Source organism: Gracilimonas amylolytica, assembly GCF_002911695.1.
In the GTDB taxonomy this organism is placed as follows: Bacteria; Bacteroidota; Rhodothermia; order Balneolales; family Balneolaceae; genus Gracilimonas; species Gracilimonas amylolytica.
Genome location: NZ_PQBS01000037.1, coordinates 231,751 through 254,183 on the forward strand (window position 1 = coordinate 231,751; position 22,433 = coordinate 254,183).

General features: G+C 44.1%; 20 protein-coding genes. 8 read left to right on the plus strand and 12 right to left on the minus strand.

All coding sequences use genetic code 11. The features are described 5' to 3' along the window. Nucleotides 1-2 precede the first annotated feature (2 nt). The 4 genes from C3B73_RS10465 to C3B73_RS10480 all read left to right on the plus strand — a co-directional run bounded on the left by C3B73_RS10465 (nucleotide 3) and on the right by C3B73_RS10480 (nucleotide 3,810). Nucleotides 3-1,256: an anthranilate synthase component I family protein gene (locus C3B73_RS10465; protein WP_103665549.1), complete on the plus strand. Its 1,254-nt coding sequence runs from the start codon at nucleotides 3-5 to the stop codon at nucleotides 1,254-1,256. A gap of 79 nt (nucleotides 1,257-1,335) precedes the next feature. Then, on the plus strand, nucleotides 1,336-2,823 hold the full coding sequence (locus tag C3B73_RS10470; protein WP_103665550.1) for a sigma 54-interacting transcriptional regulator: 1,488 nt from the start codon (nucleotides 1,336-1,338) through the stop codon (nucleotides 2,821-2,823). Nucleotides 2,824-2,895: 72 nt separating this feature from the next. Continuing rightward, nucleotides 2,896-3,117, plus strand: coding sequence for a 50S ribosomal protein L31 (gene rpmE / locus C3B73_RS10475; RefSeq protein ID WP_103665551.1), 222 nt, complete (start codon nucleotides 2,896-2,898; stop codon nucleotides 3,115-3,117). Nucleotides 3,118-3,183: 66 nt separating this feature from the next. Then, nucleotides 3,184-3,810, plus strand: a complete 627-nt coding sequence (locus C3B73_RS10480; RefSeq protein WP_103665839.1) for an MBL fold metallo-hydrolase — start codon at nucleotides 3,184-3,186, stop codon at nucleotides 3,808-3,810. Between the two features lie 13 nt (nucleotides 3,811-3,823). Here the strand turns inward: C3B73_RS10480 and C3B73_RS10485 are convergent, their stop codons facing one another. The 4 genes from C3B73_RS10485 to C3B73_RS10500 all read right to left on the minus strand — a co-directional run bounded on the left by C3B73_RS10485 (nucleotide 3,824) and on the right by C3B73_RS10500 (nucleotide 6,924). Further along, on the minus strand, nucleotides 3,824-4,444 hold the full coding sequence (locus C3B73_RS10485; protein WP_103665552.1) for a hypothetical protein: 621 nt from the start codon (nucleotides 4,442-4,444) through the stop codon (nucleotides 3,824-3,826). A 60-nt stretch (nucleotides 4,445-4,504) separates the two neighbouring features. Then, nucleotides 4,505-4,957 carry an LptE family protein gene (locus C3B73_RS10490; RefSeq protein ID WP_232803145.1) on the minus strand — a complete coding sequence of 151 codons (453 nt, stop codon included), beginning with the start codon at nucleotides 4,955-4,957 and terminating at the stop codon, nucleotides 4,505-4,507. Nucleotides 4,958-5,006: 49 nt separating this feature from the next. Continuing rightward, nucleotides 5,007-6,299, minus strand: coding sequence for a sigma-54 interaction domain-containing protein (locus tag C3B73_RS10495; protein WP_103665553.1), 1,293 nt, complete (start codon nucleotides 6,297-6,299; stop codon nucleotides 5,007-5,009). 145 nt (nucleotides 6,300-6,444) lie between these two features. Continuing rightward, nucleotides 6,445-6,924 carry an Lrp/AsnC family transcriptional regulator gene (locus C3B73_RS10500; RefSeq protein WP_103665554.1) on the minus strand — a complete coding sequence of 160 codons (480 nt, stop codon included), beginning with the start codon at nucleotides 6,922-6,924 and terminating at the stop codon, nucleotides 6,445-6,447. A 185-nt stretch (nucleotides 6,925-7,109) separates the two neighbouring features. Here C3B73_RS10500 and serS point away from each other — a divergent pair, with 185 nt between their 5' ends. From serS to C3B73_RS10515, 3 genes are all read left to right on the plus strand, one after another. After that, nucleotides 7,110-8,378 (plus strand): serine--tRNA ligase, encoded by a 1,269-nt coding sequence (gene serS, locus C3B73_RS10505; RefSeq protein WP_103665555.1) that lies wholly within the window; start codon nucleotides 7,110-7,112, stop codon nucleotides 8,376-8,378. Nucleotides 8,379-8,486: 108 nt separating this feature from the next. Next, the gene (locus C3B73_RS10510) at nucleotides 8,487-10,511 is read left to right on the plus strand and encodes a S9 family peptidase (RefSeq protein ID WP_103665556.1); all 2,025 of its coding nucleotides are present in this window, start codon (nucleotides 8,487-8,489) and stop codon (nucleotides 10,509-10,511) included. Nucleotides 10,512-10,583: 72 nt separating this feature from the next. Beyond that, nucleotides 10,584-11,294: a hypothetical protein gene (locus C3B73_RS10515; RefSeq protein ID WP_103665557.1), complete on the plus strand. Its 711-nt coding sequence runs from the start codon at nucleotides 10,584-10,586 to the stop codon at nucleotides 11,292-11,294. A gap of 38 nt (nucleotides 11,295-11,332) precedes the next feature. Here C3B73_RS10515 and C3B73_RS10520 read toward each other — a convergent pair whose 3' ends face one another. The 8 genes from C3B73_RS10520 to C3B73_RS10555 all read right to left on the minus strand — a co-directional run bounded on the left by C3B73_RS10520 (nucleotide 11,333) and on the right by C3B73_RS10555 (nucleotide 20,770). Next, a complete protein-coding gene (locus tag C3B73_RS10520; protein WP_103665558.1) occupies nucleotides 11,333-11,536 on the minus strand; it encodes a hypothetical protein in 204 nt (67 codons plus the stop codon). 67 nt (nucleotides 11,537-11,603) lie between these two features. Further along, the gene (dusB, locus tag C3B73_RS10525) at nucleotides 11,604-12,593 is read right to left on the minus strand and encodes a tRNA dihydrouridine synthase DusB (RefSeq protein WP_103665559.1); all 990 of its coding nucleotides are present in this window, start codon (nucleotides 12,591-12,593) and stop codon (nucleotides 11,604-11,606) included. A 78-nt stretch (nucleotides 12,594-12,671) separates the two neighbouring features. Further along, the gene (locus C3B73_RS10530) at nucleotides 12,672-12,998 is read right to left on the minus strand and encodes a DMT family transporter (RefSeq protein ID WP_103665841.1); all 327 of its coding nucleotides are present in this window, start codon (nucleotides 12,996-12,998) and stop codon (nucleotides 12,672-12,674) included. Nucleotides 12,999-13,111: 113 nt separating this feature from the next. Then, nucleotides 13,112-14,116, minus strand: coding sequence for an LLM class flavin-dependent oxidoreductase (locus tag C3B73_RS10535; RefSeq protein WP_103665560.1), 1,005 nt, complete (start codon nucleotides 14,114-14,116; stop codon nucleotides 13,112-13,114). 9 nt (nucleotides 14,117-14,125) lie between these two features. Further along, nucleotides 14,126-17,476: an efflux RND transporter permease subunit gene (locus tag C3B73_RS10540; RefSeq protein ID WP_103665561.1), complete on the minus strand. Its 3,351-nt coding sequence runs from the start codon at nucleotides 17,474-17,476 to the stop codon at nucleotides 14,126-14,128. A gap of 24 nt (nucleotides 17,477-17,500) precedes the next feature. After that, nucleotides 17,501-18,541, minus strand: a complete 1,041-nt coding sequence (locus C3B73_RS10545; RefSeq protein ID WP_157939480.1) for an efflux RND transporter periplasmic adaptor subunit — start codon at nucleotides 18,539-18,541, stop codon at nucleotides 17,501-17,503. Nucleotides 18,542-18,557: 16 nt separating this feature from the next. Continuing rightward, a complete protein-coding gene (locus tag C3B73_RS10550) occupies nucleotides 18,558-20,069 on the minus strand; it encodes a TolC family protein (protein ID WP_232803147.1) in 1,512 nt (503 codons plus the stop codon). Nucleotides 20,070-20,116: 47 nt separating this feature from the next. Beyond that, nucleotides 20,117-20,770 carry a TetR/AcrR family transcriptional regulator gene (locus C3B73_RS10555; protein WP_103665564.1) on the minus strand — a complete coding sequence of 218 codons (654 nt, stop codon included), beginning with the start codon at nucleotides 20,768-20,770 and terminating at the stop codon, nucleotides 20,117-20,119. Between the two features lie 492 nt (nucleotides 20,771-21,262). Between C3B73_RS10555 and C3B73_RS10560 the strand changes: the two genes are divergently transcribed. After that, nucleotides 21,263-22,339 (plus strand): class I fructose-bisphosphate aldolase, encoded by a 1,077-nt coding sequence (locus tag C3B73_RS10560; protein WP_103665565.1) that lies wholly within the window; start codon nucleotides 21,263-21,265, stop codon nucleotides 22,337-22,339. The last annotated feature ends 94 nt before the right edge of the window (nucleotides 22,340-22,433 follow it).

Here is a 22,433-nt window from a genome sequence, read left to right on the forward strand (position 1 = left end):
TTATGGAAAGAAAACGAGATTACATATTAGGTCTGATAGATCAACTGAGTGATGAAGGAGAGGTAGTTTTTCTTGAATCACAAATGGACGAACATCCGTCAAGCAAGAAAAGCTTTCTGGCTGCACGACCATCTGCATGGATCAGATCGACGGGGCGTACAATAACGGTTTACAGTGAAGGCAATAAAAGTACGTTTGAAGGAGACCCCTGGGAGGCGCTTTCAGAATTTTGTGAGCAGCATAAAGACTGGATGTTCGGATATCTGGGATACGATCTGAAGGATCATCTTGAGGATCTAGAAAGCGGTAACGAGCCGGTAACGAATACTCCGGATATGTTCTTTTTCATCCCTGAATTGCTCATTGAGTTCGGAAGAGATCGATCAGTTTTCTCTCATAAAGGAGAAGTTCCTGATCTTCAATTTGAAACAAGAGGACCAGCCGGGGTAAGTCTTCAACTGAGCAAAAGTATAGACCGGAAACATTATGAGGAAACCATTCGGCTTGCTCAGAATGATATCTATGAAGGGGAATATTATGAGATCAATCTATCTCATCCCCTTGAATTTGACTTTGAAGGCCACGGGCTGGAATTGTATGAAAAAATGAGAATGCTGGGTCCGGTTCCCTTTGGTGCTTACATGAGTTTTGATGGGATTGAGGTATGCAGTTCGTCTCCTGAACGGTTTTTAGCGAGAAGAGGAAACAAAGTCTGGTCGCAGCCTATCAAAGGAACCGCCCCCAGGGAAGGAGGGGTGGAATCGGCCCGAAAACTCTCAGAGTCTGAAAAAGAACGGGCAGAAAACCTGATGATCGTAGATCTGGTGCGAAATGACCTTAACAGGGTGGCTAAAAAGGGTACCGTTCAGGTTTCAAAATTGTTTGAGATCCAGAGTTTTGAAACGGTGTACCAAATGGTATCCACCATTGAATGTGAAGTCCCTGAGTCGGCTGACAGTATAGAACTGATCAAAGCTTGTTTCCCTATGGGCTCCATGACCGGTGCCCCAAAGATCGCGGCCATGAAAGCGATCGACCACTATGAAACCTACCGCAGAGGGATCTATTCGGGAGCAATAGGTTACTTTAAGCCAAATGGGGATTTTGACCTGAATGTGGTGATCAGAACCGCTCTTATAGATGGAAGTAAATTGGTATATCCTGTGGGGGGAGCCATTACAAGTGATTCTATTCCGGAACAGGAATGGGAAGAAACCATACTGAAAGCAAAAGCCATTACAAATTTATTGTCCTGATAAGGAATTTCCTGAATGAAGCTCTGATAATTAAAGTTATAAGGGGAAAGAATAAAATTCATTTCAGAGTAATAACAGTATGAGAGCAAGTACCCTTGGTGAGTTGAAAGAAAGTGGCTGGAAATCGATATCCGTAAAAGACGAGATACGGCAGAACCTGATCAAAATGATCCGCAACAAAGAAGAATTGTTTCCCGGAATATTAGGGTATGAGAAGACCGTACTCCCGCAAATACAACATGCCTTGCTTTCAAAACATGATATGATCCTTCTGGGATTACGAGGGCAGGCCAAGACGCGGATCCTTCGCATGCTGGTACAGTTCATGGATGAATATATACCGGTTGTTAAAGGATCAGAGATCAATGACGACCCGATGAACCCACTCTCAAAATATGCCAAAGACCTTATTGCCGAACAAGGAGATGATACCCCGATCGACTGGTTACACAGATCCTATCGTTATGGAGAAAAACTTGCCACTCCGGATACCTCAGTGGCAGACCTGATCGGGGATATTGACCCCATCAAAGCAGCTACAAAAAAACTTACATTGGCCGATCAGAGCGTGATCAATTTTGGGTTGATCCCAAGAACGAATCGGGGACTGTTTGTGATCAACGAGTTACCGGATCTTCAACCGAGGATTCAAGTGGCGTTGTTGAATATTATGCAGGAGCGGGATATTCAGATCAGGGGATTTAATGTACGTATCCCCATGGACGTGGCCATGGCTTTCTCTGCCAATCCTGAGGATTATACAAACCGTGGAAATATCATCACGCCATTGAAAGACCGGATCGATTCACAGATTATCACGCATTATCCCAAAGAACTTGGAACCGGTGTAGCGATCACCCGGCAGGAAGCCTGGCAGGAGCGCCCATCAGGTATTAAGATCCACATACCGGAATTTGTTCGTGAGATCGTGGAAAAAGCTGCTTTTGAAGCTCGCGATTCAGAATATGTGGACCAAAAGAGTGGGGTGTCAACACGTATGACCATCACTGCTTTAGAGCAGGTCGTATCGTCTGCAGAGCGGCGAGCAATTTTGAATGATGAATCTGAAACCACCGTTCGCATAGCCGATCTGTTTCATATGGTTCCGGCCCTTACCGGAAAAATAGAATTAGTGTATGAAGGTGAGCAGGAGGGGGCGATCAGCGTGGCTAAACATATTTTGGGTAAGGCCATCAATGGAATATTTAAACGATACTTCCCCGATCCACAGGCAAAAGGTGAGGAGCAGAAATCGGTGTATAAAGAGATCACCGATTGGTTTGCTAATGGCAATGAGATCAATATCAGTGATACGCTCACAAACAAGGATTATGACAAAGCATTGAATCAGGTGACCGGATTAGACGCACTGATCTCCAAGTATGTCAAGGACCAACCCGATGATGAGATCAATGCCTGGAAAGACCTGGTACTCGAATCCCTGCACCAAAATTCCATGCTGAGCAAGCAGGACCTTGATGATCAGACCTTATACACGGATATGTTGGGTTCCATGTTCTCATCACTCGGTGGTTTTGAGGATGAAGGCTTTGATGAATTTGAGTAATAAATAGATTGAATTCAGTTGTAGTTAGTGTTATCTTTGAGACCTTTGCAAATTTCAAGCAAGTACAAGACCATGAAAAAAGGAATTCATCCAGATTACAAAGAGATTACAGTTTTAATGAGTGATGGTACTGAGATCCAGACTCGCAGCACCATGGACACCAAAGATGGTGTTTACCGCAGTGAGGTAGATTCTAAAAACCACCCATTTTATACTAAGAGCAATACATTTACATCTACCGCCGGCCGTGTTGACCGCTTCAAGCGTCGTTACGGAAAAGGCGAAGACAAGTAAGCTCAGTAAATATTTTATTAAAGGATGTATCTTAACCGGTGCATCCTTTTTTTATTTAAGTCGGTTATGGAAATACAAAAGTTTGAAGTCGGACCATTTTTAGAAAACACCTACCTGCTAACCAAAGGGAGTGAACATATTCTTGTGGACCCCGGTTTTTCAAGGGAGCCTGAGTTTCAGGAATTCAAGAACAGTTTGACGGTTGAACTGAAAGCCATTGTGTTGACCCATGCGCATGTGGACCATGTACTCGGCTTAAAACGGACCCTAAGAGACTTTGATGTCCCAGTCTATTACTGCAAGGAAGATCGCTTTCTCTGGGAAAACTTTGGAAGCCAGTCTCAGATGTTTGGGATCAATCAGGGCGGACTCGATTTCATACCTGAAAACCTTCCGACCGATGATGTGTTTGAGATCGGTTCCTTCACGTTCAAATGCCTGTACACCCCTGGGCATTCACCTGATCATTTGTCACTGTATTTTGAAGATGATGGAGTACTGTTAGCCGGAGATGCTTTATTTAAAGAGAGTATTGGGCGCACCGATCTGTACAGAGGTAGTTTAGAGGTGCTTGAAAAAAGTATCAGGGAAAAACTATATACACTGCCTGCCGAAACAGTGGTATATCCCGGTCACGGACCTGAAACAAATATTGCACACGAGAAAAAGAACAATCCGTTTGTGCAGGCTTAGTTAGAAAAGAAGCTTACCCTTTTTTCTTTTTTTTCAGCTTATCGATCTGCTTTTGATAATGATCAGCCTTGTCTGACTTAAGCTCAATGAGTCGCTGATACATTTTGACGGCTTCCTTTTCACGGCCTTGCTGAGCATGGATCTTGGCCAGAGTCTCAGACACCAGGTCATCCACTTTCTCTGATTCTTTCGAAAGGTCAGTATCGTCAAATTCTTCATCCTCACCGGGAATCTGTATGCGTTTAGACTCCACCTGTTCCAGCATTTCGATCAGCCTGTCCAGATCCAGTATGGATGATGTGCGTGCGGCTTGTTGAAGCTTGGTAGTACCTGAACTGTAGGAAGTGGTCGGGACCGCAGCTTCAAATTTTTCGGGGTGAACCAGAAAGTAATGCAAATGCTCCATCAAGGGGCTTCCCGGCGCATACGTTTTTGCCTTTAAAGCTTCGGCAATAGCCTCTTTATTCATGCCTCTGAGGTGAAAGAACCACGACAGTAAAAAGTGACCTACGGCATCAGGTCCCCTCTTTTTAAGGTGTTTCTTCAGCTTTTGAGTGATCAGCTTTGGATCCTCATCAAACTTCTCCACATAGGAAGAGAGTGACTTAGGTATGTTAAATGGAAAATCTTGCATAGATGAATTTAGGGCTGACCAATAATAACGGGAAGTGTACTTACAATCAAAGCTATTTGCCTACCAATTACTCACTGCGTCGTTGAACATGTTATTAGCTATTTGTTCAAGCGCTTCAGTAGCTGCATTACGTTCACCATCAATAGGATCCTGAGCCGGATCATAAGTAGCCCGGCCATTGAAATTTGTATTCCACTCAGCTTCTTCTTCCGTGGCATATTTGAATGAAGCCCGAACTGAAATTGAAACCTGATTTTGCCCTGTTTGTTCATCCCCGCCAATACTGAATGGGCGGTTAGAGTAGGAAGTGATTACACCATCCAGTACGGCATCTGCATCCTCTTCATTATTAGCAAGCTGCAGTCGACTCTGGTTCACAAACCGATCGATCAAAACCTGATTTAACTGTTCTCCGAGATCTCCAAGTCCACTGTTGGATTGATCCGGGAAGAAGGGAATATAGATCGTATTGACCCCGCTTGGAATGGAAGCACCGGTAAAGCTATAGGTCATACATCCGCTGAACGTAAAACAAATGATTAAAAGCAGAACGGCACGAAATTTAGTCAAGCCCATATTGGTCCAGTTTTCTGTAGAGGGTTCTTTCGCTGACGCCCAGTGTTTCTGAAGCTTTGCGCCGATTTCCGTCAAAGCGTTGAAGGGCTTGTTGTATCAAAAACTTTTCAGCCTCTTCAATAGATGGTATTTCATCATTTTGAAGAAAACCTGCCAGTTCCGATTCCTCGGTAGCCTCAATTTCTTCATCATCCGGCATAGATTGCATCCCAAGCGTGGCATGATCTCCCAGGTTGATATTCATGCCTGTAGTATCCGTTTTGTCGACTTCTTCTTTCACTGAAGGGGGTAGGGCTTTTAGATTCTTGGCTGAAAACGATGAATACAAAAAGTTGGCAAACATTTTTTTAACATCGGCAATGTCATTTCGAAGTTCTACCAGAGCCCGATAAACAAGTTCTCGGTCTTTTTTATCAAGAGGTTCATCACCTTCATAGGTACGGTCGTTTTGGCTATCCTGAGCTACCATAGGGAGATTATCGGCACTTCCCTGATGTTGCCGGCCTTTCAAATACTTTTGCAGCTTCTCCTTATCAATAAACTGTGACTTTTCAAGTACCACAAGCTGTTCAGCCACATTTCGTAACTCCCGGATATTACCCGGCCAGCGGTAGGAGATGAGCAATTCCCTGGCTTCATCAGAGAATCCCTTGAATACAGAATCATACCTGGCTGAGTATTCTTCTACAAATTTTCGAAATATGGGTATGATGTCTTCCTGTCGGTCTCTGAGTGGAGGCAATTTGATCTGAACCGTATCCAGGCGATAATAGAGGTCTTCCCGGAAATCGCCACCCTGAACCATTTTCCAGAGATCCTGATTGGTAGCGGCAATGACGCGGACATCCGTTGTTTGAACCTTACTGGAGCCCACCCTGAAAAACTCTCCGTTTTCAAGCACTCTCAGTAATTTTACCTGTACGTTCTTAGGAGTATCTCCGATCTCATCCAGAAATATGGTGCCACCGTCTGCTTTTTCAAAATATCCTTCGCGCGAGGTTTCTGCTCCGGTAAAAGCTCCTTTTTCATGACCGAATAGCTCACTTTCAATGATTCCCTCGGGTATAGCCCCGCAGTTCACTATCACCAGGTTATTGCGGCTTCGGTTACTCATAGCGTGAATGGCCCGGGCAGTGACATCCTTCCCAACCCCGCTTTCACCTTGTAAAGTAACGGTAATATCTGTTTTTGCTACCTGCATGATCTTATCGATCACCTGACGCATGGCTTCAGACGTGCCTAATAATCCATACTGTTCCTGAAATACTTCTCTATCCATAGATAACGATTCATGAAAACTAAGTCCGGTTATCTATCAAATTTTCCATCCGGACTCCGATTTAGTTACTGACAGATTGACGTAAGTTAATGATTCTTACCTTAGTAAGTAAATGTAAACTCCGGTGAATTTGTGTGTAGCTGAGTTACTTGATAAGCTCGGTTGCGTGTTCGACCGGGATCTGACGGGTTTCCTTAAAGCTGGAAAGAACGAGGTTGGAGCGGGTTTTACTGACCCCTTCCCAGGATTGTATCTTTGATAGAAGTGCCTCGAAGGAACCGGTGTTTTTAGTTCTGACCTTGAGGAAATGCGAGCCGTCTCCTGTAATGGAATGGCACTCGAGAACTTCAACTTCTTCAGAAGCCTTATCAACAAAGTTGGCATAATTTTCAGAACCATCCACCTGAACAAAGATAAAAGCAGTGATGTCGAAATGGAATTTCTTGCTATTGAGAATGGCTTTGTATCCTTCGATCAAGCCACGCTCTTCAAGTTTCTTCATGCGCTCTGATACCGAAGGTACCGATAGATTCACGATCTCGGCAATGGTGTTGCGCTGCGCACGACCATGTTCTTGTAAATGATTCAGGATGGCTATATCGGTCTCGTCTAACAAATGGCTCATTTTTAACAGGGTTATGCCTTAAAATACTTTGAAGGAGCAATGATAACCTTAATTATTTAGGTAGTCAATGATAAAAGCGCTTCCAAAGCTTTTCTTTTAAATAACTGTTGAGTACCAAAAAAGGTGCGATATAAAATGGAATACCTCTTATCTTTGAGAAAAATCAATCAGAAAGAAGAACAACAATGCTCGACATTAATTACATCAGAGATCATAAGGAAACGGTAGAACAAGCGATCGTCAATAAGGGGGAGAAGGATACTTCCATTGTTGAAAAGGTATTGGCTGCTGATGAAAAGTGGAGAGCGAAGGTTCACGAAGGCGATCAGCTTAGAAGTGAAAGCAATAACAAATCGTCCAAGATCGGACAGTTGATGGGGCAGGGGAAAAAAGAAGAGGCTCAGGCGATCATCAAAGAAACGTCTGCCATGAAGGAGACGATCAAGGAGATCGATGAGGATGTAAAGGCCTTGCGTAAAGAACGGGATGACTTGTTACTAAGGATACCAAATGTGCCCCACCCAAGTGTGCCTGTGGGAGCTACTGAGGATGATAACGATACCTTCAAAACCTGGGGTAAACCTGATGAAAGAGATTGGCTAAAGCCGCACTGGGAATTAACCGAACGCCACGGATGGGTCGATTTTGAGCGCGGTGTTAAAGTAACCGGTGCCGGATTTCCGTTTTATGTAGGGCCTGTTGCTCAGCTGCAGCGTGCCCTGATCAACTATTTCATTAACGAGGCTGTAAAAAACGGGTACACCGAATTACAGGCTCCGTATTTCGTGAATGAGGATTCAGCGAGAGGAACCGGACAAATTCCGGATAAGGAAGACATGATGTACGTGATTCCGCGTGATGAATTTTTCACTATTCCGACCGCTGAGGTACCGGTAACTAATTTTCACCGGGATGAGATCCTGGAACTGAAAGAGGTCCCTAAAAAATATGTGTGCCACACACCATGCTGGCGGCGAGAAGCCGGTTCTTACGGCAAGGATGTTCGTGGGCTGAATCGTCTTCATCAGTTTGATAAGGTGGAGTTGGTAAAGATCGTGAAACCGGAAGATTCCTATGATGAACTTGAAAGCCTTCGTGTACACGCTGAAGGTTTACTTGAAGCACTTGAACTTCCTTACCGAACCCTGTTGATGTGTACCGGAGATATGGGCTTCACCCAAAGCAAAAAGTATGATCTGGAAGTTTGGAGTCCCGGACAAAAGCGCTGGCTGGAAGTAAGTTCCTGTTCTAATTTTGAAAGTTTTCAGGCCCGAAGGATGCAGCTGCGTTACCGTAAAGGCGAAAAAGAAATTGAGATCGTTCATACGCTTAACGGTTCAGGACTGGCTTTACCACGGGTTGTTTCTGCCATTCTTGAAACATATCAGGAAGAAAATGGCCGGGTCAGGGTTCCGGAAGTTCTCAAACCTTTCTTTAATCGCGATCATCTGTAAATCAATGCAAAACTGAAGTGATCAACCGTCTTTTACTGATGGTTGAATTTGATTTGAGGAAGGAAATGTTATTTTGGTGCGAATCTGAAATTATTCCAAAATAATACTATGAAAAAACTCCTTCTCCTGTCTTTGATGATGTTCATGGGTTTTCATGCGGTAGCTCAGAAACGGGCTATGACTACCGATGATTATCTGAATATGGTCAACCTTAGCTCTCCTATGATCTCACCTGATGGCGACCTGGTCATTTTCGGGAAAACAACACTTAACTGGGATGACAATAAATACGATACCAAATACTACCGGATCAACCCGAACGGTGAAAATGAGTATCAGTATCTGGGAAAAGAAGGGGGAAGTGATCTGAAATTCTCACCGGATGGTAAGTATCTGTCGCTAAAAAGAAGTGTAGATGGAAAGTCACAGATCTTTCTGCTTCCAACGGCCGGGGGTGAGGCAGTTCAGCTCACGAAGCATAAAAACAGTGTGGGCAGTTACGAATGGTCTCCGGATAGTAAGTCGATCTTCTTCAGATCTGATGTTCCAAAAACCAAGGAAGAGGAAAAAGAATATAAAGCCGGCTATGATCACCTTTTTGTAGATGAAGCACCAAATGGACAACAGGAAGGTGAATGGAGTCATATCTGGAAATTTGACCTGGATTCCAAAGAAGAGACTCAGATCACTCATGATGAACACATTGTTGGTGAATTTGAAGTATCACCGGATCAGGAAAAAATATTATACACCGCTCGTTTTGAGAACAGGAGAAATCAGGGTAATCTGTCTGAGATCTATTTGTTGACGATCGGGGATAGCGTATCTGTTCAGCTTACCGATAATGAGGCACCGGAAAACAGCTTGACCTGGCTGCCCGATAATGAGCATTTTATTTTCAGTGCGGCTGATGATGAAAAGCATGAGCTTCGACAGGATAAACTGTGGAAAATGAATGCTTCAAACAAAGAGTATGAAATGATCTCCGGTAATTTTAACGGAGATCTGAGAGGTTATTATTTATCTGGGGATGGTAAGACCATTTACTTCACGGGTTCAGTCAAAACAAACAGTAATTTATTCTCACTGAACATAGAAAATGGCCGGGTAACTCAGCATACAGATCATACCGGAACCCTGCGTGTTGCAGATTTTGATAAGAACCGTTCTAAAGTTCTTTTCACTAAAGAGGATGTTTCCACACCAAGGGACCTTTATGTAGCTGATATCGATAAAATTAGTAATCCCACTCGGCTCACAGATCTTAACCCTTTAGTAAGAGACAGCTTGATCCTGGCAGATCATGAGGTCATTACCTGGAAAAGTAACGATGGGCTTGAGGTTGAAGGCATTAAATACCTGCCGAAGGACCTGAACGAAAATGAAAAATCTCCATTCCTGCTGCATATACACGGCGGACCGGCCGGAGTGTTTACAAATTCATTTTCTGCCCGATACCATATTTGGGCAGGGTTGGGTTATGTACAGCTGGCGCCGAATGTACGAGGAAGTACAGCATACGGAGATGATTTCCTAAGAGGCAATATGCGTGATATTGGAGATGGTGACTATCGGGACCTTATGACCGGTGTTGATAAGCTGGTCAACGAGGGACAGATCGATCCGAATAAGATGGCAGTACGAGGATGGAGCTATGGTGGGATTCTGGGTGGTACCGTGATCACCAAAACTGATCGGTTCAAAGCCGCATCATTGGGAGCTATGGTTTCTGATTGGTCTTCAGAATATGCCCTTGGGTTTAACTATGATGTAAGATTGTGGTATATCGGTGGTGAACCGTGGACCAACCCGGAAGGTTTCCGTATGCGATCGCCGGCTACACATGCAGCTAAAGTAACCACACCAACCCTGTTCCTGCATGGTGCCAACGACAGGGTGGATACGCCCGCACAAAGCATGATATTTTTCACGTATCTCAAAGATATTGGAAAAGTGGATACCCGATACATTTATTTCAAACGAGAAGGGCACGGTTTCCGTGAACCACGAAATCAGCGAACTCGTGATATTGAAGAGATCAAATGGATACAGAAATATACCTTAGGTGAAGAATGGACTCCATGGCAGCGAGCTGATAAGAAGGAGGATGAGGAAGAGGCTGACAACGATTAAAGGCCTCAAGCCCTTGGTATCATTTTAAAAGTTTGATAATATCCCCTTAGTTAATAACTATGGGGATATTTTATGAATCAATGGACTCTATTCCGCCTTTCTGTACTAATCGCTTTCTTTCCGGTCCTGACCTTTCAGGGGTGTGCCCCTGTTTATGTTCCTAATGCCTATCACGTGCATCAGTTAGATGATTCGGGAGATTTTAGCGGAGGGATCTATACTGGAACCAATGGATTGGATGTTCAGGCAGCATATGCACTCAATAATTCCATCTTTGTTTTTGGAGCCGGATCATTCGATAATTCTGATTACAGTTCTGAAGATTCATATCAGTCTCATAGGTATGTAGAAGGAGGGGTGGGATACTTTAAACCGTTCAGTAAATTCGGGCGGTTTGAATTTTTGGGTGGATTAGGTTTTGGCAGCTCGGAGGCAAGCAGTAAGTATTTTTTCTTTGAACCTGATGAAGTAACAGCAAAGGGAAACTACTCCAGAGTGTTCATTCAAGCCAATAATGGAATGGAAAGAGAGCATTTTGATATTGGAATGGCACTCAGGTTGGCTCATGTTTCATTCGGTGAATTTGAAACCACTTCTTCAGTTTATGAAGGGGCAAACAGCAGCGTTTTCTTTGAACCGATGCTCTATGTGAATGTAGGTTGGGAAAAGGTGAAATTTGTTACTCAAATAGGTATTTCAGATCCGTTGATAGATGACCTGTCGTTCGGATATGAACCGCTATTCTTCAGTATTGGCCTTAAGGGAAACTTCAGGTCGAAATAGGAAATGCTATTCCGGTTGGTTAACAACGGGGTGAATTGTTAGCTGTTTCTTTTTGAAAGCCAGACCACCCCCCAAATGATCCCAACCAAAGCCAGGGCTAAACCAAATCCACCAAGAAAGGCATACAACAGATAGGGAATGATCAGACTGATCACTATGCCGGTGATGGCTTTAAGAGGAGCCGCTGCAACGGCTGAGGCTCCGATGAATGAATTTATAAGTCGGGCAAGGCGTGTAAACATACTTGGGTGGTTACATTAATTTTCGTGGAATACGAGCCCATCCGCCAAAAAGATTCACAGCAATTCTTTAAGCTACCGCGTGAATTTCTGTTTCATCAAAATTAAGCAGCAGTTCCAGGATAGGTTGCATCTCATCGTGTTCCATAAGTTCCATACGAAGCTTCTTGCCGTTTCTGACACCTTTCAAATACTGCCCGTAATGCTTTTTCATGATGATAACCCCATAGCGTTCTCCATGCTGCTGTACGGAAAGCCGGAGTTGTTCGGCACATAATTCGACCCGTTGTTTCACCGTAGGTTCAGGTAACAACTCACCGGTTTGCAGGTAATGCCTGGTTTGTTCAAAGATCCAGGGATTTCCAATGGCACCACGTCCTATCATGACGCCATCCACACCGGTTTCTTCAAACATCTTTTTGGCAAGTTCAGGAGAGGTGACATCTCCGTTACCTATGATCGGGATCTCGAGTCCCGGCGTATTCTTTAATTTCTTTAACCAATCCCAGCGGGCATCCCCTTTGTATTTCTGTGCTCTGGTTCTGGCATGAACCGTCAGGGCTTTTACTCCAAGCTTTTGGAGCATCAAGGCGACTTCCTGAATTTTGATCGTGTTATCATCCCAGCCCAGGCGGGTTTTAACCGTAACCGGCCGATCTTTCACTGCATCAACAACGGTTCCCGCCATACGCTCCATCATACCTAGATCTTTCAAACATCCGGCACCGGCTCCTTTTTTGACGATCTTATACACCGGGCATCCAAAATTGATATCCACTAGATCGGGATTCTGATCTACAGCCACTTTAGCGGCCCCTTCCATGGCTTCCTCACGTCCTCCAAATATCTGTACACCGAAGGGACGTTCCATTTCTTCAAAATCCATTTTCTGCATGGCAATATCAGAATCACGAATGATAGCTTCAGAACTGATGAATTCTGTAAATACGATATCCGCTCCCTTGCGTCGACAAATTTGTCGGAACGGGGAATCGGTGACGTCCTCCATAGGGGCGAGGAATAATGGTTGATCCGGTAATTCTATAGGACCGATGTTCATTGCTGAATAGTCTGATGAAATTTTGATTTAGAAAACAAAGATACAGCTTTTTATAGGCTTTTATAAAGGAGCGATTTGTTACCCCGAAACTATTTTCAACCCTATAATGGAAATAATGAGGGTGGTAAGAAAGAAGAGCCTGGGAAAAGTGGTCGGTTCATTGAAGGCAAAGATGCCAATTAAAACAGTGCCAACAGCACCGATTCCGGTCCAGACCGCATAGGCTGTTCCAATGGGTAATGTTTGTGTGGCTTTTACCAGAAGTCCCATACTGATACTGAGGGCTACCAGAAATCCTGCAAACCAGAGATACATTTCAGTATTTGTTGTTTCCTTTACTTTTCCGAGGCAAAAGGCAAAGGTTACCTCAAATAACCCTGCAATAATTAGTATGATCCAGTTCATGGCCTGTATTCCTGTTTTGTGAGTGGAAGGTGATAGAAGGTATAATTTAGGAATAAAAAAAGACCCCATCAGTTTCACCTGATGAGGCCTGGTTTTCGGGGTACAAAAAATCTTTAGATGGCTTCTGCTTTGATGCTTTCCATCAGTTCACTAAACAATGTATGTGATTTTAATCGTTCCTGATGGTCAAAGATGTATGAAGCAGTGATGAGTTCATCCACATTCGTTTGATCCATGAAATGCTTCAGGTTCTCACGGATCTTTTTCTTATCGCCTACAAAGGAATACGCAAGCATCTGCTTTAGCGCCATTTGATGCTGAAAAGGCAGGACCCTGTTAATATCATCAACAGGAGGGGGCAGGGGTTTTCTTTCGCCGGTTATCACCCCAACAAACATCTGCTTGGTGGATGTGGCAAGGTACTCTGCCTGCTCGGTGGTATCTGCAGCGATCACATTTATGCCGGCCATGACGTATGGTTCATCCAGTTGGGCAGAGGGCTTAAATTCTTCTCTGTATATTCTGATAGCTTCCAATAACTGCTGTGGTGCAAAATGACTGGCAAAGGCATATGGCAGCCCAAGTTTTGCAGCCAGATGTGCACTGTCGGTACTGGAGCCTAAAACCCATAATGGCACTTCAGTGCCTTCACCGGGGAAAGCCCGGACTTTGCTGTCAGAATTATCAGCAGATAGATACTTTTGGAGCAACTCCACGTTTTTGGGGAAGTTATAAACCTCCCGCATACGATCCGGCCGGATAGCGTGAGCCGTGGTTTGATCGGTTCCCGGTGCACGCCCAAGCCCAAGGTCAATACGGTCAGGGTACATGGTGGCCAGGGTTCCAAAGTGTTCCGCAATAATGTAGGGGGAATGATTTGGCAGCATGATACCTCCCGAGCCAATTCGGATACTGGAAGTTGCTTCAGCCATGTGTCCCAATAGGACAGAAGTGGCCGAACTGGCAATATGTTCCATATTATGGTGTTCTGCCATCCAGAAGCGATTGTAGCCAAGGTTCTCGGCATGCACAGCCAGCTCCCGACTGCGTTCAATGGCTTCCTTTGCATTACTGCCTTCGGTTACTACTGCAAGGTCTAATACTGAATAAGGAAACATAGGTGTTCTTTATTCTGAAATGATGTTGAATTTCTGTTTGAACCACTGCTTGGCATTCACTCCGATGTAGTACATGGAGGGAACCAAAAACAGGGTAAGGAATGTGGCAAAGCCCAGGCCGTAAATGATGGTCCAGGCAAGGGGACCCCAGAAGCTCGCATTATCGCCACCGAAGTAGAGGTTCGGTTCAAAGCTGGCGAAGAGTCCATAGAAGTCAATATTCAGTCCCATTGCCAAAGGAATGAGTCCCAGAATGGTTGATGCAGCGGTTAGCAGTACCGGATTCAAACGTACGGATCCACCTTCAATAACGGCTTCTTTAAGGGAAGCTCCCTCATTTCTGAGGATGTCGATATAATCGACCAGAATGATCCCGTTCTTAACCACGATACCGGCTACAGCAATAATACCCATTCCCGTCAATACCACGGAGATATCCATTCCAAATGTGGCAAAACCAATGAATACACCGATCAGACTAAACAATACCTGCGACATAATGATCAGCGGCTTACCGATGGAGTTGAACTGAGCCACAAGGATCAGGAAAATGAGCATCACAGCAGAAAATAATGCCACGATCAAAAATTGTCCGGTTTCAGCTTGTTCTTCCTGTTCACCGGTCAGGCTGACCTCATATCCCTGAGGGATCTCAAAGTCCTGTAATTTTTCCCTTATCTGAGCATTGATCTCGTTGGCATTGTAACCGGTCAAAACGTTAGATGACAGGGTAGCAACGCGTTCAAGGTCAATTCGGTTGATGGCACCCACACTGTTTGAAAGGCGAGGGGTGGCAACAGCAGAGATCGGTATGAAGCCGGTGGGCGTTCCAACTTTCATGTTCATCAGGTCTGTGATATTAGACCGGTCATTTTCCAGCAATCTGAGTGTGACGTCATATTCGTCTTCATCAACACGGAAAGTCGAGATCGGTTCACCCAGTAAAGCGGTACGAATAGTACCACCGATCTGTACATTACTGATGCCGTAGCTGTTCGCTTTCTCGTTGTCAATATCGATGATGATCTCAGGATTATTCACCTGAAGATCAGACCTAAGTTCTTCGATACCCTCAATGTTTTGATCTTCAATAAATGTTTTGACGTTTTCAGTAAGGGTAATGAGTTCTTCAAAGCTCTCGCCCGTAATCTCAATATTGATAGGTTTACCTGTGGGAGGCCCATTCTGTTCTTTTTCAACGGTGATGGTCGTGTTAGGTATATCCTGCACATTGTCACGAATATCGTTGAGTACATCCTCAGTGGAAACTCCATTTCTGTACTGATAATCCACAAACTCCACGGTCACTTTACTTTTGTTGGGTGATGGAGTAGGGTCGATACTATTGGGCGGATTGGCCCCGATCGAGACGTTGGATATCACAGATTTAACGATCGGATTGTCGCGGCCGATCACTTCATAGACCCGATCTTCAATTTGACGGGTTATCCGATTGGTTTCATCGAGATCGGTTCCGGCAGGCATTTCATTGTAAACATAGACGAAGTTAGGCTCACTTTCCGGAAAGAAGACCACTTTCGGGGACACAACACCAAGCAGAAATATACTGAAAACCAGGAACACAAAGGTTCCGCCTAATACGAACCAGGGTCTCCAGCCAACCAGGATCCATTGGATAAGATCATGATACAGGGACTGGATCTTAGGCAATGTTGTTTCGTTGAATTTTCGGATCAATGGTTTCAGTACAAATCGCTCAAGCAGCCACAAGAGAAATAGGAATACGAGAAGATTGGCGACAAACAGGCCTCCTGTGATATAAAAGACAACAGCGAGTATACCAACAACAGCAGAGGCGATCCACAGAAACTTGTTGTCCTTGTGTTCTACTTTTTTAGTGTGATCATCGTCTTCGTTCATAAAAGAAACGGCAAAGACCGGATTCATGATCAGTGCAACAAGGAGAGAAGCAACCAGTGTTAAAATGATGGTAACCGGCAGGTAGAACATAAATCGCCCAATGATCCCACCCCAGAAAAGTAATGGAAAGAAAGGAGCGATGGTCGTTAATGTACCTGTGATCACAGGAAGGGCTATTTCACCTGCGGCTTTTTTAGCGGCTTCCTTCTTACTGAGCTCACCTTTTGTAACGTGGCGGTAAATGTTTTCAACAATCACAATGGCGTTATCAACCACAATTCCGAGCCCAAGAATGAGCGCAAAGAGAACCACGATGTTGATCGAAAAGTCGATCATGGGCATCACTGAAAAGGCTATGATAGAGGAAAGAGGAATAGCAAGGCCAACAAATACCGCATTCTGAACCCCCATGATGAACATCAGAACCAAGACCACGAAGAAAAATCCAAGGATCACGGTGTTGAACAAGTTAGAGACACTGTCCTTTGTATCCTGCGACTGATCTCCGGTAATGGTGATATTCAGGCTTTCTGGAAATTGGGTTTCCTGCAGTTCTTGTATGATAGCCATACTGGCTTCAGAGGTTTCAATGAGGTTTCCGCCGCTTTTCTTCTTAACATTGATGGTGATGACCGGCTCACCGTTCAGGCTGGCGTAACTTTCCCGGTCGGCAAAGTCATCCTCAATCGAGGCAATATCCTTCAGATATACTTCCTCACCTTGTGCGTTGGTAATAATAAGTTCTTCAAGATCTTTGGCCTCCTCGATCTCACCATCAACCCGAACAGAGCGCTCCATAGATCCGATCTCAAGTTGACCGGCAGAGATGGTCATATTCTTATTCTGTACCGCAGTTCGGATATCATTAAAGGATAAACCAACGGCCTGCATTTTATGAAGGTCCACATTGATCTGGATCTCTCTTTCCAGTGCCCCAATGATCTCAGCTTCATTTACATCAGAGATACTTTCGATGCGATCCTGAATTTCATCCGCAAACTTTTTGAGTTCAACCAGGTCAAAATTACCCGACAGGTTGATGTTGAGTATGGGCTGATCATCCAGGTTGAAATCGTTGACCTGCGGCTCCTGGGTTAGCTGAGTTGGGAGCTCAGTGCGTGCCTTCTCAACGGCATCGTTCACTTCCTGCTGGGCCACCAGTTTGTCCTTCTCGGTAGTGAACTCAATGGTGATAATGGAAGTAGCCTGTTTTGATACACTGCTGATCTTATCGATGCCATCGATTCCCTGTAATTCTTCCTCAATGGGCCGGGTGATCACGTTTTCAATATCTGCCGGTGAGGCTCCTGCATAGATCGTCACCACATTAAAAATGGGTATTTCTACTTCAGGAAAGGATTCTTTGGGAAGGGTGATGTAAGAATACACACCGATAATGGTGATCAAAACCGTAAGCAGGTAAACCGTTGTTCGGTTGTTGATCGAAAGACTTGAGATCTTAAATTCTTTGAAATTCATCTTCTGTTACTCAGTTCTGATCTGTTAATTTTCTTGAATTGAAATGGCTGATCCGTCCGATAAGTTTGCATATCCGGATGTGATCAAAAGGTCTCCGGTTTGCAGGCCACCGGTAACCACCAGGGTGTTGCCGTAGTTTAGTCCGGTTGTCACTTCCTTATTTTTAGCGATCCAACCATTTTCCGTCTGCTCAGCAACAAATACATATCGGATATCATTAGCCTGTTGTACAGTGTTTACCGGTACCACGATCTGTTCTTCCAGTTTGGTGTCGTTGATACTTACGCGAGCCATCATATTTGGTCTGATTCCCTCAACGCCACCCGGAAGGTAGATCTCTACCCCAAAAGTCCTGTTAGAAGGATTGATGGCTTTACTCACTACATCCAGCTGTTTCTTAACGGATGAGTTCAGGCTTGGAAAGGTGATCTCAACGCTGTCAGTTTCATTGACGCGTGTAATGTAGGCTTCCGACACTTCAGTGGTCACTTTCAGGGCATCAGAATTTGAGATCTGAAAAACCGGAAGAGTAGGACCTACGGTTTCACCTACTTTAAGATCAACACGATCAACGGTTCCGGAAATGGTAGCACGGATGGTATAATACTCATATTGCTCTTTCAGGCTGGCAAGCTGGCTTTGCGCTGACTCATACTGAGTTTTGGCTTGCAAGAATTCTACTTCTGAACCAATGTTTTGCTCACGAAGATTTTGCTGGCGTTCAAATAATGTTTTTGCCAGTTCCAGCTGAGTTTCGGCCTGGTTCAGTTGGTTACGCGTGATCTCTCCGTCAAGTTTGGCAAGGATGTCACCTTTGTTTACTTGTTGCCCGGCACGGACAAGGATCTCTTCAACCGTAGCTGAAGTTTTAGGCGTGATCATAATGGTCTTGTCTGATTCCACATCACCCTGAACGTTGATATAGTGTTTAAAGGTGGATGGCTGGATCTCACTTACATAAACAGGAGTGCTTCGGCGATTCTCATCCTCGCCGTTTTCCTGACCGCCATTGCCACAAGCTGTGACGAATAATAGTAATGCTAAAACCGATAATTGAAATTTCATGCTTAATGTGTTCATCTTATTTGAGTTCAATTGTTTCTTTAATGTCTTGAATATCCTGACCCACAAAAGGGACTTCACCGATCGCCTGATCGTATTGCGCTTTGGCTGACAGATACCCTGATACCATTTGTGCATAGTTGATCTCTGCTTGCCGGAGTTGAAGTTCAGCATCTGTTACTTCCTGCTGCGAACCGACGCCATTCTGATATCGGATGAGTGACCTTTCGTAACCAAGTTCGGCTTGCTTGATGGCTTTCATCAAAGCGTCACTTGTTTTTAATGCTTGTCTGACTCCTTGTTTGGCGTTATAGATCTCTTTGTTAGCTGTTTGTTGAGCCTGATACATTTGCAAATCGGTATCCTTGATCTGGATCTTGGACCGTTGTATGGCTGCATCACGGCTAAATCCCTGAAATATGGGAAGCTGAACGCCCACCGTCAGGGTTTGTGATCTGGCACGGGTCTGTTCGGTTCCAAAAAAGACCGGTTTCCCTCTTTGAGAGGCTGTCCAGTTTAATCCGTAGTTGGCAAAAACGGTTGGGAGATAGGCACTGCGTTGTGCATCAAGCTGCTTTCCCTGTAATTGTTTTTGTATGTCCAGTACTCTGAGATCACCGCGCAATTCAAAAGCTTGCTCAATTTCGGATGAGTCGGTGGTGAGTACCAGGGGAGTCATCGTATCGACTTCGTGCAGTTCCTTGTTTTCAGGATCAGTCACACTGTTATCGTCGATCTTGTAATCACTCAGGTTCCCTTTAATATCCACAGAAAGCTGAACGGGAAGCCCCATGACATCAAGCAGGTTTCTAAGAGCTTCATCAACCGCGAACTCTGCCTGTGTTAGTTGAGGTTCAAGGTTGCTTAGCTGAACTTCGAGTTGCAGAATGGCATAATCATCCGTAAATCCTTGTTCGAATAATTTTCGGGTATCCTCAAGATTTTCTTTGATACGGTTGATCTGGGTTTCTACCAACCGAAGTTGTTCTTTGGCCACTAATGCCTGATAGTAGGTAACTCTTGTCTGTGTGACAATACCCTGAGCTGTAGCTCGCATGCCCTCAGATTGGGCCGTTTTGTACAGTTCTGAACTGCTGATGCCGACAAAAGCCTGCCCACTGAATAGGGTTTGTGATACGGTGAAGCCACCCTGCCAGTTGTTATCGGTTCCAAAGGCAACGGGGATGAGGTCATCCGGATTGGCATTGGGATCAAAGATGATGGCCGGAATAAAGTTGACGGGTACTTCAAGGTTTCTGGTGTAATTAGCCGAAGCTGAAACTTCAGGCATTACGTTACTCCAGGCATTTCTCACCTGTTGATCTGCATCTCTGACCGAGAGAAGTGACCGTTTCATTTGTGTATTATTAGCCAGGGAGATCTGAATGGCTTGCTTTAGATCTAAGGTCTGGGTTTGGTTTATTTTAAAATCAGAGGCATCCTGAGCCTGTGAATAGGTGGTCAAACCAAGACCAAAAATCAGAATGAAGATCCCGGTTAAAAAACCGAAGGCGTTTCTGCTTTGTATCATGTCAATAATTCGATGGTTTAGTAAAGTCGTTTTTAATTTAATGGTGATCATGGCTTTTCAACATGACTGAGATGAATGTTCAAAAATTGATCCATGAGTTCACCAAGGGTTAATTTCTGTTCTTTGAATATCTTGACGCCCATATTTTTATTGTCAAGAATGTAAAACTGAAGTAATCCGCGCATCTGGAAGCCGATCTGAAGGGCCAATAATTTAGGATCCAATTTGGTGGTTATGCTGCCGTCCTGAACCCCGATCTGTATAGCTTTGACCATGAGCATATTCACATCATTTTCAATATTCAGGCATTTCTCAGCAATGGACGACTGCTGATCACTATCTGAAGATTCTGAGCCTCGATACAGCATTATGGCTTTTGTGAAAGTGACATTCTTTTGGATCATATCCAGAAACGAGGAGATCATTTCCTTAACCAACATGGCTCCGGGCTTATCTTGCTGAAGAACAGTCAGGAAATCCTGATGCAAAGATTGCAAGGCTCTTTTCTTGATAGCCTGATACAGGCTGGATTTGTCTTTGTAATAGAGATAAAGTGTACCCTTGCTGAGCTCAGCTTTTTCAGCTATCTCATCCATAGTGGTTCTCTCAAAACCCTGCTGGCCTGTCAGCTCAATAGCAGCGTCGAGTATTTGATCTCTGCGGCGACTTTTTTCGCGTTCTTTTCGTTCTTTAATTCCCATTTACTGACCGGTAGTCATTTACTGTGTGTGATTAAAACTTCAACTCGTGAATTGATGCACGGTTGACAAAACGAAAATTACGAAGAATAGTTTCAGTAATTCCAATCCTTCTCTAAATAATGTTCAGCTAAGGTTAATTCTATCAGAATAGGGTTCAGAAAGGAAATTAAGACTGAAAAAGCGCTTTCAGTAAAAGTGTGAATGAATAATATTTGATGCGTTTAAATTGAATTAATAGAAATTTAATTGAACGATGAGTCATTTTTTGTGCGAGAATTTAATTAACTGTTGACCTGAATCGAAAAGTGCAGCCGTAAAGCCGCTAAATTCTGAATTAAATTCAGATTAATCGAACAGCCAATGGATATTCCTATTCAGTGCTTCACTCGAATAATTACTTAAAGATCAGTTTAGCCATTTCCCTCTTTTAGGCTTATATTTTCTGCCCACTTACTCACTCATAAAAACAATTTTAAATAAGGGAAATTAATTATGTCACTTGGAATTAATAGTATCGAAGAACTTCTGGGAGATGAAGCTTCCGATCTTTTAGAACATAAATGTGAAACCATCAGCAAAGACCGCCTGATCAAGCCATCCGCTTCATACGTTGATGAAGTATGGTATCACTCAGATAGAAATAACAGGGTACTTCAAAACCTTCAGCGGTTACTTAACAACGGTCGTCTGGGTGGAACCGGTTACCTGTCTATTCTGCCTGTGGATCAGGGGATAGAGCACTCAGCGGGTGCCTCATTCGCCAAGAATCCGGATTATTTTGATCCTGATCATATTGTTAACCTTGCCATGGAAGCCGGTTGTAATGCTGTGGCATCTACTTTTGGTGCATTGGCTTCTGTTTCAAGAAAATATGCCCATAAGATTCCTTTTGTGGTAAAAATTAACCATAATGAGTTGCTCACCTACCCAAACAACTACGATCAGATCATGTTTGGAACCATCGATCAGGCTTATGATATGGGAGCCGCAGCTGTTGGAGCAACGATCTATTTCGGTTCTGAAGAATCAAACCGTCAGATCCAGGAAGTGGCTCAGGCATTTGCTTATGCCCATGAATTAGGTATGGCAACTATTCTATGGTGCTACACCAGAAATAATGCCTTTAAAGTAGATGGTGTTGATTATCACAGCTCTGCTGATCTAACCGGTCAGGCTAACCATATTGGTACAACTTTAGGTGCTGATATTGTTAAGCAAAAGCAGCCAACCAACAACGGTGGTTACAAAGCTCTTAATTCCGGCGATTCCAGCTATGGTAAGCTTGATGAACGTATTTATACCGAACTTTCTTCAGATCACCCGATCGATCTGACCCGTTACCAGGTAGCAAACAGTTTTATGGGCCGCGCAGGCCTGATAAACTCAGGCGGAGCGTCCGGTACAAATGATTTTGCCGATGCGGTTAAAACGGCTATCATCAATAAAAGAGCCGGTGGTATGGGACTCATAAGTGGTCGTAAAGCATTTCAAAGACCGCTTGGTGAAGGTGTGAAACTTCTGAATATGATTCAGGATGTGTATCTGAACGATGATATCACACTGGCATAAGAAAGCCTCAAATTTTATTAAGCCTTGCAGGTAACCTGCAAGGCTTTTTTTATCTTTTTCAAAAGTTCATCCCTGTTGAGTTCTGAGCATAAAC